Origin of the sequence: Nocardia colli, from assembly GCF_008704205.1 — a bacterium.
Taxonomy (GTDB): domain Bacteria; phylum Actinomycetota; class Actinomycetes; order Mycobacteriales; family Mycobacteriaceae; genus Nocardia; species Nocardia colli.
In genome coordinates, this window is the sequence record NZ_VXLC01000001.1 from 542,544 (window position 1) to 554,361 (window position 11,818).

At 64.9% G+C, this 11,818-nt stretch carries 10 protein-coding genes and 1 tRNA gene; 4 read left to right on the forward strand and 7 right to left on the reverse strand.

Annotated elements, in window-relative coordinates; all coding sequences use genetic code 11:
• Nucleotides 1–3 precede the first annotated feature (3 nt).
• On the reverse strand, nucleotides 4–1,272 hold the full coding sequence (locus F3087_RS02645) for a hypothetical protein (RefSeq protein ID WP_150400140.1): 1,269 nt from the start codon (nucleotides 1,270–1,272) through the stop codon (nucleotides 4–6).
• A gap of 307 nt (nucleotides 1,273–1,579) precedes the next feature.
• Here F3087_RS02645 and F3087_RS02650 point away from each other — a divergent pair.
• The 3 genes from F3087_RS02650 (at nucleotide 1,580) to F3087_RS02660 (ending at nucleotide 4,843) form a co-directional block, all read left to right on the forward strand.
• A tRNA-Gly gene (locus F3087_RS02650) sits at nucleotides 1,580–1,650 on the forward strand.
• 253 nt (nucleotides 1,651–1,903) lie between these two features.
• Entirely contained in the window at nucleotides 1,904–3,268 is a 1,365-nt protein-coding gene (locus F3087_RS02655; RefSeq protein ID WP_150400141.1) for a hypothetical protein, read from the forward strand.
• A 138-nt stretch (nucleotides 3,269–3,406) separates the two neighbouring features.
• Nucleotides 3,407–4,843 (forward strand): alpha/beta hydrolase, encoded by a 1,437-nt coding sequence (locus F3087_RS02660; RefSeq protein WP_223884783.1) that lies wholly within the window; start codon nucleotides 3,407–3,409, stop codon nucleotides 4,841–4,843.
• 56 nt (nucleotides 4,844–4,899) lie between these two features.
• Here the strand turns inward: F3087_RS02660 and F3087_RS02665 are convergent, their stop codons facing one another.
• From F3087_RS02665 to F3087_RS02690, 6 genes are all read right to left on the reverse strand, one after another.
• Entirely contained in the window at nucleotides 4,900–6,018 is a 1,119-nt protein-coding gene (locus tag F3087_RS02665; protein ID WP_150400143.1) for a methyltransferase, read from the reverse strand.
• Between the two features lie 209 nt (nucleotides 6,019–6,227).
• Nucleotides 6,228–6,743: a flavin reductase family protein gene (locus F3087_RS02670; RefSeq protein ID WP_150400144.1), complete on the reverse strand. Its 516-nt coding sequence runs from the start codon at nucleotides 6,741–6,743 to the stop codon at nucleotides 6,228–6,230.
• Complete coding sequence (locus F3087_RS02675) at nucleotides 6,736–7,251, reverse strand: NADPH-dependent FMN reductase (protein WP_150400145.1); 516 nt, start codon at nucleotides 7,249–7,251, stop codon at nucleotides 6,736–6,738. The genes F3087_RS02670 and F3087_RS02675 overlap by 8 nt, the downstream gene beginning before the upstream one ends.
• 46 nt (nucleotides 7,252–7,297) lie before the next feature.
• Nucleotides 7,298–8,575, reverse strand: a complete 1,278-nt coding sequence (locus F3087_RS02680; RefSeq protein WP_150400146.1) for an acyl-CoA dehydrogenase family protein — start codon at nucleotides 8,573–8,575, stop codon at nucleotides 7,298–7,300.
• On the reverse strand, nucleotides 8,575–9,690 hold the full coding sequence (gene sfnG, locus F3087_RS02685; RefSeq protein ID WP_150400147.1) for a dimethylsulfone monooxygenase SfnG: 1,116 nt from the start codon (nucleotides 9,688–9,690) through the stop codon (nucleotides 8,575–8,577). The genes F3087_RS02680 and sfnG overlap by 1 nt, the downstream gene beginning before the upstream one ends.
• A 119-nt stretch (nucleotides 9,691–9,809) precedes the next feature.
• Nucleotides 9,810–11,195, reverse strand: coding sequence for a styrene monooxygenase/indole monooxygenase family protein (locus F3087_RS02690; protein ID WP_150400148.1), 1,386 nt, complete (start codon nucleotides 11,193–11,195; stop codon nucleotides 9,810–9,812).
• A 98-nt stretch (nucleotides 11,196–11,293) separates the two neighbouring features.
• Here F3087_RS02690 and F3087_RS02695 point away from each other — a divergent pair, with 98 nt between their 5' ends.
• Entirely contained in the window at nucleotides 11,294–11,782 is a 489-nt protein-coding gene (locus F3087_RS02695) for a GAF domain-containing protein (RefSeq protein ID WP_150400149.1), read from the forward strand.
• Nucleotides 11,783–11,818 lie beyond the last annotated feature (36 nt).

An 11,818-nucleotide genomic window follows, 5' to 3' on the forward strand; every position in this document is an offset into this window, starting at 1 on the left:
GATTCAGTCCTCCCAAGCTTGCGTTCCGGTCGGCGCGGTATATTTATCCTTCGGCGCGTTCGTGACCTTACTAACGTCAGCGGCGTTGATAATATCGATGCCGAGCTCGAGTTGCTGCTTCCGCTCGTCTACCTTATACCTATCCTTTAGCTTATCAATTCTGCCCTGAAGTTCTTTGGCCGCCGCATCTTGCGGATTCTGCAGCGCCTCGATGACCGCTTTCGCATCGGCGATGACCTGCTTCATCTTATCGAGGGTTTCCGTCGCGTGCTGATAGATTTCCCAGATCGCTTTACCGAGGTCGTACAGGTCCTTGGCGCGGAACAACCAGCCCACGCCAGGGATTAGCGAGGTGGACACCTTCGCGAAGACATCCTTCAGGCCTTTGTCGATCAGCTCTTCTTTGACTTTTTTATTGACATAATCGAGGAGCGTCTTGGTGGCGTCCTTGATTTCTTGAGAAGTTGCGTCGAGAACGGCTTTTGCGATCCTGCCGATCGACCCCTCCCATGCCATGGCGTTGGCCAATCGCAACCCATGATCCTGATAGGCATCCGCCGCTTTGCCGGTCCAGCTCGAAGCAAGCTGGCTGTTACCGGCTTTCAACGTAGAGGCGAGGGCCTCGGCAGCGGTACCTGCCTTGCTGAAGCATTCACCCGCTCGCTCCAACTCGGCCCAGTTGCCGGCCAATGGACCGATGAGCTGCTCCAGCGGACTCCATCCACCAGCTGGACCGAGGCCAACGTTGTCATGCAGCCAAGCGGTGACCTCTTTGATGTTCTTGTCGATATCGGTCAAGATCCCTTTACTTGAATCGATGATCGACCTGATATCACTTTCCCGATGCGCCGGAAGCTCGACGTCCGGGCTATCACCCGCCGGGAACGTGGTCGCATCGTTAACTGGATCTACGTTGTATCCGGTATAGCCGCCATAATTTTCGATCTTCGAATGCGAATCAGCGAGCTTGTCAGCCGAAGTTCTATCCGTGGAGCTGTAGCGCCAGGACGCTCGTTTCAGCTCGTACCCCACCGCGTCCAGATCGACCGACCGGCTGGTGAGGCGAGATGCCATCATGGAGCCGAATATTGCCACCGCGTCATCTATCCCGACGGTATCAATCAAACCGGCGTTATCGAAGGCGCCGTCTCCTTTGTAGGAAAAATCAACCGGCGCCTTGGCGAGAATAGTGGCATTACGTACCGTCTGCGCCAAATTTGCGGAAAGGTCACCCATCCCATAAATATCGCCCGGCCGAGCCGAAAATGTCATGATATCCCTCCCCGATAATGCTGCATGTCTACAAACCTAGGGATGGTGCAAGTCCGGGCGTGAGGCGATGCGACTAACTCCCTCCCGCCGGGGAGCTTACGACTGGCCGTGATGAGGCGCAAGCGGACCTCGGGTCACCGTTACCCTGCACCCATGCATCCTTCGCCCCGTGGGTGAGCGGGATCCCGGACTAGAGACGGCGCCGTCCCCAACGTCCGACAGTCGGCGCAGGTCAGGGGTGTCTGCCAGGACTTTTCCCGGTGGGGGGACAGTTCTGCTAAAGTCTCGGAAGTACCTTTACCGGTCTGCCGATGTAGTTCAATGGTAGAACTTCTGCTTCCCAAGCAGACAGCGCGGGTTCGATTCCCGTCATCGGCTCTCAGTAGTGGAAGCCCCGGCCAGATGCCCTGGTGCAGGGCTTTTTTTGTTGCCTTGACCTGCTGCGCGGAGCGCGGCACTCGGGTTCGGGGGTGTCGAAGCGCCTCGATGCCAAAGCGATTGGTTCGAACCTGTTGCTTCGCCCGCGTGACGGGCAGTCGCGGCGCATCGCGGAGTTGCGCCCTGCCGCTGGGTTCGCTGGCCTGCTCATCACCGGCGGTAATCGGGCAATACACCGGAGGGATGATGCCGAATGGGCAATGCGGGCGATATCGGTGGCGTATCGGGTGCTGCTAGCGTCCTGACTATGCGCTTTTCGATGCCGGGCTCGAATTCTATTGCACTATCGAGTGTTTCGACCGGAGGCTCGTGGACGCCGCTGCGGAAATTGGGGTTCCGGTTTTTGTTTACGGTCGGCGGGTCTGTGCTTGTTGTATTCGTGTATGGCGGTTTTGTCGTGCTGAATGCATTGATCATGCCGCTCAAGACTGGTTTGGCGCAGGTGGGCAGTGTGTTGTTGCGCGGGCGCGAGGTCGCTATGGATGCTACGAACAGCGGCGATACGCTCGGAGACTGGTATGCCCTGGCGGGGTGCTTCTTCGTCGCGATAGTGGCAACGGTCGCGTGGACTGCTCTCGATCGACGGCGGGATAATTATCGGAGTCTGGGGAGGTCATTATTCGAGGTTGCTCGAGTAGGCCTGGTGGTCGATCTTATTGCGTATGGATTGGCGAAAGCGATTCCCATTCAGATGGGATATATGACGCAGCCGGCGCACCAGCTTCCACTGGTTGGCGACCTCGGGCTGAAAGATACGTTGTGGACCTTCATGGGCGCATCGGATATGTACTCGATCGCCACCGGCCTGGCCGAGATCACGGCCGGAGTGCTGCTGCTGTCGAAACGAACGTGGCTGGCCGGCGGCCTGCTAGCCATTGTGGCGATGGCACAGGTCTTTCTGCTCAACCTCTGTTACGACGTGCCGGTCAAGATCCTGTCGGGGACACTGGTGGCCACCGCGATCGCCATCACTGCCCCGTACTGGCCGAATGTGGCGCGAGTCCTCACCAACAGCGTGCCGCTCGCGCCGCGGAAACTGTGGCCGGCGCCGGGGTCCAAATCCGTTCGAGTCGGTGCGACCTCCCTCGGATTCGTTACCGTGGCAGCACATTCGACGCTGATCGCCGTCGTGGCGCTCCTCGCCATTCACAACATGCATTCCCCGCGCTCGGCCCTCGACGGCGAATGGACGGCGCTGTCGTTCACCGTCGACGGCGTACCCGCGACGATGACGGGACTGGAGCCGGGTCCGTGGGCGAACGTGGCCGTCACCGACCGCGCCGACTACACGAGTTTCGTCAGCCAAACCCCCGCCGGGGCCACCACGGTCTGGGCATTGGATCTGCAAGAAGGATCGCTGCTGATCCGCCGGCGACTTTCGGATCAGCCAACCACTATCCGATTCCAGTTGGACGGCGATCACACGCTGCTCCTCTCCGGCACCGTCGGCAACCACGACATCGAAGGTCGGTACCGGCGACGGATCATGCAACGAGCGGATTCCCCCTTCCGATTGGTCCAGCCCGGCCCCGATGCCGACCTGCCTGCCACGTCGTGAGTGCTCGCTCGCCGCATGAACAGCGGCACTTCCGAGGTGCGACGCCGTAACTCTGTTGCGGGCGCAGTACCGGAGGGGGAGCTGGGGTGGCTCGGTGGGGTGATGTGGATGGGGAATCGGTGGGTCGACGATCTGGGCATGTTGATTGGTCGCGCTGTATTGGTTGCGGGGTTGGCCGCCGTACTTGGTTCGGGAGTGTTGGCCGCCTGCACGTCGGAGGCCGAGCCGAGTGCTTCGCTGAGGTGGCAGCCCTGTTCGGAGAATGCTGAATTCGATTGCGGGACAGTCAGTGTTCCGATCGACTGGGCGCGGCCGGAGGGGGAGCGAATCGATGTCGCTGTGGTGCGGGATCGGGCTGACGGGCCAGCGGAGAAGGTGGGGACGTTGGTTTCGTTGCCAGGTGGGCCTGGTGGGTCGGGAGTGGATGAAATCCTGAAGGGTGGAAAGTTTTCCGCGGAGCTGCGGGGGCGGTTCGATATTGTCAGCATCGATCCGCGTGGGGTGAAGCGGAGTCATCCGGTGCAGTGTGATGCGGGGCTGGTCAAGTATCGGCCCGTTCTGGTTCCGGAGTTGGGTGGGCGGATCGATGAAGTGCACTCGTATGCAAGGGATCTCGCGGCCAGCTGCCGGCAGTACACGGGGACGCTGATGGATCACCTCGATGCGGTGAGTATCGCGCGTGATGTCGAGGCGGTGCGGTTGGCGCTCGGGGTGAACCAAATCAGTACGTACAGCCGGTCTTACGGGACGATGCCAGCGCAGGCGTACGCCGAGCTGTTCCCGAAACACTTGCGCGCCATGCTGTTGGACAGCGTGGACGATCACAGTCTGGACGGCCGGGCCTTCCTGGCCAGCGAAGCACGAGCGGGCAAGGACACTTTCGGCGAGTTCGCGGCGTGGTGCGCGCGGGATACGCAATGCGCGCTGCATGGGACACCGGCCGATCAGGTTTTCAGCGATTTGTACGCCAAGGCCGCGCGCGGTGAGCTGCGCGATCCCACCGATGCGGCCAAGTCACTCGGCGCGTTCGATCTGAACGCTCAGCTCATCCAGCGGCTCTATCGGCCCGAATGGTCCCGGCTGGCAACGGATCTGCGCGCGCTGACCGACCAGCCCGCCGGAAGCCCGCTGCCACCCGCCCCGGCGCAGCTGCAAGGTAAACCCGCGCCGATGCCGGAGATCACCGTCTGCTCGGACTGGACGTTCGACATCGCGAACCAGGACCAGTGGACCCGGCTGTGGCGCGAACAGAACGACAACTCCGCGCCGCTGCGCGCCCACTTCGCCTGGGGCGCAGGCTCTTTGTGCTCCGGATGGCCGATCCCGCCGGCGAACCCGGCACATCGCCCGCAGATCGTGGACGGCCCACCGGTGCTCATCATCAACTCGCTGCACGACCCGGCGACACCGCACGAGTGGGCGGAAGGCGTCGCGAAGAACACGCCGAACTCGACCCTGCTGACCTACGAAGGCTGGGGCCACGGCATCTACGACCGCTCGCCGTGCACGACGACCGCCGCCGATCAATACCTCATCAACCTCACGATCCCTCAAACCCGCTGCCCCGCAGCCTGATCGAAGTCGGCACGGGACGGTGGCGGAACGCGCGAGCGGTCCGCCACCACTCGTCGTTACAGCGAGACGACCAGCCGCCAGAGCGAGGTGACTTCCGCGGCACGAGCGGCATGCAGCGGGTCGGAGGCGTCCTGCGCACGGGGATGCCGCGGCGTCGTATCGGTCTTATCGATGACGTGCAGCCCGGCTGAATCGATCATGGCGAGCAGGTCGTCCCGGGTCCGCAACCCGAGATGCTCGGCCAGATCGGACAGCACAAGCCACCCTTCACCATCCGGCTCGAGGTGATCGGCGAGCCCGGCGAGGAAACCGCGAAGCATGCCGCTGTCCTGGTCATACACGCCGTGCTCGATCGCGGACGTCGGCCGGGCTGGCAACCACGGCGGATTACAGACGACGAGGTCGGCGCGACCTTCCGGGAAGAGAGCGGGGCCGACGATGTCGACGGTTCCGGCGAGACCCAACTGGTCGATGTTCTCGCGCGCACAGACCAGCGCACGCGGACTGTCATCGGTACCGACGACCTGACCGACACCGCGCCGAGCCAGCACCGCGGCCAGCACTCCGGTCCCGGTCCCGAGGTCGAACGCGGTGCGATGCAGAGCCGGAAGCGGCGTGGCGGCGACCAGATCGACATATTCGCCGCGAATCGGCGAGAACACCCCGTAGTGCGGGTAGATAGTCGCGTCCAGCGCAGGTATCTGCACGCCCTTTTCCCGCCACTGGGCCGCGCCGAGCACACCGAGCAACTCGGTGAGCGCGATGAGCATGGGCTCGCCAGACTGTCCGTACACGTCGTCACACGCTTGGCGGACATCGGGCGCGCGACGCAGCGCGAGCGCGTGATCACCCTCGAGCTGAACCAGCAGCTTCCCGAGCACCCGCGCACGATGATTACGCGCCCGGCGCTGCAACCGGAACGACTCGGCCGGACTATCCCCTGGTCCAGGCGCTTTCCGATCGACCCGGCGACTCATCGCCTGAAGCAGCTGACGAGCATTGTGATAGTCACCGCGCCACAGCAGCGCCGTCCCTTCACAGGCCAGGCGATACGCGGTCTCGGCATTCATCCGGTCGTCGGCGACCATGATCCGGGTCGGCGCCGGCGTCGCGCTTTCGGAATGCCAGGGAACGGTTCGGACAGTATCGGCTTCGGTCCAGGTCATCATGGACATCGGCGACTCCTCGTGATCGAGCATGCAGGGGCACGGGGTGCACCGCGACGAGGAGTTGTAAAGGCTGGGTGTTCCTACCGCGTCGAAGTGCGCGAGGAAACGTCACCGAGAACCATGCCCAATGTCATGACCGACCCTTCCGAATAGATGCGTTCCAAGTTTCGCACACCCACCGAGAACCGCCACGACCAGGGCCGATTACCCCCGAATCACCCGGCGAGCCCCCTGACCTCCACATCCAGCCGGCGGAATCGACTGCCGTGGAACACGAGTGGATCGACATCGGTGCGGGTGGCGATGCGATGGATCCGCAGGATGACGACCGCGTGGTCACCCGCGGGCACCTCCGCCTCCGGCACGCCTTCGATCCAGGCGGACGCACCCTCGATGAACACCGCCTCACCGGTCCCCCGGTGCAGTTCGGTGCCGCGGAAGCGGTCACCGTTGCGCGCACCGAGCGCCCGCGCGGCCTCCTGCTGATCGGTGCCGAGCAGGCTCAGCCCGAGATGGCCGGCGGCGGCCAGCTTGGGCCAGGTCGAGGACGAATTCTGCACGCAGAACGACACCAGCGGCGGATCCAGCGAGACCGGCACGAACGTGCTCACCGCGAGACCGTGTGGCGTGCCGTCTATTTCGGCGCACACCGCGACCACGCCACTGGGGAAATTGGCGAAGGCGCTGCGCAATCCGCTGCCGTCCGCGGGAAACTCGAAGAGCTCATGCATGATTCGGCACCTCCGCGGTGACGGCCAGCGCCTGCGCGACGGAACGCCAGCGGTCGCTGTAGCGATCGATCACGCCGTCCTCCTGGAAGGAGCGATCCGACAGGTACAGACCGGGCAGCGCCGCAGTGGCGCCCAGCTCGACCAGGACCGGCTTGAGCAGCAGGTCCGGCGCCAGCGCGTGCACCGGTCCCGCGCCGAGCATCACCGGAACACCGAGCACACCGGCCAGTCCGGTGCCCCCGTCGAACTGCTCGAGGAACAGTTTCAACAGCCCGGTGTAGGTGGCCTTGAAGGTCGGGCTCGCGAAAACGACGAGCTCCGAATCGGATACGGTGCGCACCGCCGCGGCAACCGCCGGATCACCCCAGCCGAGCAGGGCGGCGCCGAACTCGACCAGGTCGATCACGGTGGGCTCCACCTCGGGACGCAGCCCCTTCGCGACCAGCGTGGCCGCCGTCAAGGTGCGGGAGGCGGGCTTCGGATTGCCTACTACGACCGTCACTGTCACTGTTCGTATCCTTTTCGATCACTTGCTGTTTCGACCGGCAACCCGGTCAGATCACGCCGTGCAACGGTGGCGCGGTACCGTGCAACAGCGCACGGCCGAGATGCTGGTATTTCCATCGGATCGGATCGTGCAGGGTATGTGTCCTCGCGTTGCGCCAGAAGTGATGCAGATTGAGCTCCGCTGCGGCACTGCGTGTTCCGCCCACTTCGAACAGCGCACTTGACACCTCGATGGCCGCTCGGTCGGCAAGCACCTTCGCCGCGGCAACCGCCAGCGATGCCCGACCGGCGGCATTCTCCTGTTCGCTGTCTTCCACTGTGCCACGCGATTCGAATCCGGCAAGCCCCTGTTCGGGGGGTTGCGAAACACCCACGGTGGCCGCGTCCACCGCGACACCGGCGGCGGTGAGCGCCGCCTCGGCGGCCGTCACCGCGACGGACAGCTCGCCGAATCGCTGAATCACCAGGGGGTCGTCGGCGGCGTCGGTGACACCGGCTTCGAACCACGGGCGACTCGACGTGCGCACGAACTCCGTTGCCGCGCCGAGCGCGCCCCGGGCGATCCCCGCATCGATGGCCGCGTGCAGCAATTGCGCGAACGCGCCGTAGCCGGTGGGCGCTTGCACGGCAGCCGAACGACGGATCAACTGATCCCGCTCGACCAGCACCTCCTCGAACACGACGGTGCCACTGCCCGTGGTTCGCTGGCCGACGCCGTTCCAGTCGTCGATGATCTGCACGCCTGCGGAATCCGCCGGCAGATAGGCGATGTACTCCCCCGGCTCCAGCCCGCTGTTCCCGTCGAGATCGTCCAGTCTGGTCAGCACGGCAAGCAGATTCGCGAACAGCGAACCGGTGCAATAGAACTTGCGGCCATCGACCCGGAATTGACTCCCTGCGGGCCGGACCGTGGTGGCGATGTCGGCGATCGTCGCGCCGCCGCGCTCGGACTGCGCGTTGGCGATGCGCCCGCCGTCGAGCACCTGCGCGAAGTAACGCTTGCGCTGCTCGGCGGTGCCGGCCAGCCGCACCAGATTCACGTAAACGAAGTGACTGTGCGGAATCTGCGCGATATTCGGGTCGGCGCCGGCGAGGATGCGCACCACCTCCGCCACCGCGCTCGGCGGCAGGTCCGCGCCGCCGTACTCGGCGGGCACGGTGATGGCGAGCAGCCCGCTGGCCGCGAGCCGCTCCACCTCCGCGTGCGGCAATATCCGGTCACGGTCGCGGGCGGCCGCACCCGATGCGAACTCGGCCGCGAGATGTTCCGCGACCGAAAACGCTTGTGCGGCCGAGGTAATCCGATCGGCCGCGACCGCGGTCATCAGCCGACCGCCGCGACCGGCCGCCGCGCGGCCTCCAGTTCCCGAACCAGCGGAAGCACTTTCGCACCGAAGTACTCGACCTCCTCCTGAAAGTGCAGGAAGCCACCGAGAATCAGGTCGACGCCGAGCTGCCGGTAGGCGACGATCCGCTCGGCGACCTGCTCCGGCGTGCCGATCAGCTTGGTGCGGAACCCGTCGTTGTACTGCACGAGATCCTCGAACGAGGAGTCCGCCCACATGCCCTTGCGGTCCTTGGTGGACGCCCCGGCCTGCTGCACCGCGTCCCGGAACCCTTCCACCGCAGGCTTGTTCGCCTTGTCGACGATCTCGCGCAGGGTGTCCTTGGCTTCCTTCTCGGTGTCGCGGGCGATGATGAAGCCGTTCAGTCCGAACTTCACCTCGCGCTGGTTGGCCCTGGCAATCTCGCGCAGGTCGTCGAGCTGCTCGGTGACGCCGTCGAAGTCCTTGCCGTTGGAGAAGTACCAGTCGGCGTAGCGGCCGCCGTTGCGCCGGGCCGCGGTCGAGTTACCGCCTTGGAACAGTTCGGGATTCGGGCGCTCGGGGGTGTTGAGCGGCTTGGGCTTCAGGGTGAAGTCGCGGATCCGGTAGAAGTCGCCGCCGTAGTTGACGTCGTCCTCGGTCCAGATCTTGCGGATCACCTCGAGGAATTCGGCGCTGCGCCGGTACCGTTCGTCGTGCTCGAGCCACGGCTCGCCGAGCGCGGTGAATTCGCCCGCGAACCAACCGGATACAACGTTGATGGCGAAGCGCCCGTTGGAGAGGTGATCGGCGGTGGCGCCGAACTTCGCCAGCACCGCCGGATGCCAGAGACCAGGGTGGATGGCCGCGATCACCTTCAGCCGCTCGGTCGCGCCGAGCAGCGCGAGGCTGAACGAGGTCGACTCGTGCTGGAACTCGGCGCCGTAGGAGGCGGTGTAGCGTACCTGGGACAACGCGTAGTCGAAGCCGTTGTTCTCCGCGGTCTGCGCCAGTTTCTTGTTGTACTCGAAATCCCAGCCGGTGCGCTGTTCGATATCGCTGGTGACCAGTCCCCCGCTGACATTGGGCACCCAGTAGGCGAATTTGATCTCTTCGGCAATCTGCTCCGTGGTCATTGTGTGCTCCATGGGGTCGGGGGTAGCCGTCGATCTCCTCCCACTCCAGCACCGCGACCCGACCGGCACGAGGGTTTGAATCTGTGCGATCGGATCGCGGTACCGGGAATGTTCGGGTCTCAGGCGTGGGTGAGGGTGTTCGCGAAGGTGGATCGGTCGAACTTGCCTGCGGGTGCGAAGCGGCCGAGCAGTGCCTCCGCGTCTTCGCCGGTGACGCTGGTGATGAAGGCGTTGGCCGCCGCCACCGAGTCGACCGCGAGGAACGGCTGCGGGTGGTGCAGCAGGCCGACCAGGGCGGCGGCGAACTTCGGCTCGACGGCCGCGGCCGCGAACAGCGTGTTGCCGATGTCGGCCAGCTCGGGGTCGCCGAGGAACAGCCGGGTCACCTTGTTGGCGGCATCGCCGCGCACCGCGAGGAAGCCCGCGTACTGCTCGCTGAGCCACGCCTCGTCGAACCGGCCGTCGTGCACGGCCGCGGCCGCGACGAGCCGCTGCGCCTGGATCAACCCGCTCTGCGCGCCCTGACCCGCGATCGGGTCGTAGGCGGCCGAGGTGTCGCCGAGCGAGGCCACCACGTGACCGCCCGCGGTCCGACCGACACCGGCCCGGACCACCGGCCGCACCGCGCCCTTCAACCAGGAGTGCGGGTCGTCGGCGATCACCTGGGTGGCCAGCACCTCGGGCAGATCCCAGTCGATGAAGTCGCGGTAGAGGTCCTGCACGATCCGGTGCGCGGATTCGGCGGAATCCGCTGCGGCGAAACGGGTTTCCCATTCGCTGCCCGGCCGGGCCCAGCCGAGGAACGCCCAGCTCGGGCCCGCGTCCTTGTGCAGGTACGGACCCCACCACGCCTCGCCCTGCTCGGCGAAGATGGAGAAGCCGCTGTGCCCGCCGCCCGCCGGGCTGCGATGCGCGAAAAAGTCCTTGTCGTAACCGATTCCGGTCACCGTGACGGTGAGCAGCGAACGCTGCGGCGCGTCGTACGGGGTGCGCGTCTCGTCGATCGGGAACAGGTCCGAAAGTCCGCCGCGGCCGGTGGCGACCAGCGTGAGGTCGTTGGCGGCGGCGATCGGGTCGAGGGATTCCGGGGTCACCGGCTCGACCACGAACCGGCCACCGCGTTCCAGGAAAGCGGTGAGCCGTTCATCGGCCTTCAAGCGGGTGTCGACGGCGATACCGACGTAGCCGTCGAAATTGCCGTCGAATTGGATCAATTCGGCGCGATCCGGTCCGGCGATGCGGACGCTGAGTCCGGAGTGCCGTGGCGCCCGCGCGGTGTAGGTGTCCAGTCCGAGCGCGGATTCGGCCTGCTGGGTGATGCCGAATTCGAGCGCGGTGCCGGTGGCGGGCACGTCGTCGCGCAGTGCGCGTTGATCGCGATCGCTGTAGAGGGTGACGTCGAATCCGGCGTCGAGCAAGCCTAGTGCCGCAGTGACGCCGGTTTGGCCGGCCCCGATTACCGCGGCCGAACGGGTGGAACGGGGAACGGAATTCTGCGTTGTCATGTTCGGATCATCCGGGCTGTGACGTGGCCCTCGTGAGTGTTGCGATCAGCGAGAATCAATGAGCAGACAGAAGTTTTCCCTGGCGTACCATTCGGGCCATGTCGTTCACCGTTGCCGATCTGACCGGAGACCGGACCGAGCAATACCAGCAGCTCGTCGCGCAGGCGGAGGCGCTGGTCACGGGCGAGCACGACCGCGTCGCCAACGCCGCCAACCTGTCGTCGCTGGTATTCCACGCGCTGCCCGAACTGAATTGGGTCGGGTTCTATTTCTATGACGGAAACGAGCTCGTCGTCGGGCCGTTCCAGGGTCAGCCGGCGTGCGTTCGTATCGCCATCGGGAAAGGCGTCTGCGGGACCGCGGCACAGACCAGGGAAACCCAACTGGTGCCCGATGTGCACGCGTTTCCCGGGCATATCGCGTGTGACGCGCAGACGCGTTCGGAAGTGGTTATTCCGCTGGTGCACAATGGCGAACTCGTCGGCGTCTTCGATCTCGACAGTCCGAAGCCGGATCGGTTCGATGACATCGACCGGGCGGGACTGGAATCCGTCGCGCGGGCTTTCCTCGCGGCGCTCCCTTCGTGATGTTCCGGCGAGCACCGAAGTGCTCGCCGGAAACAG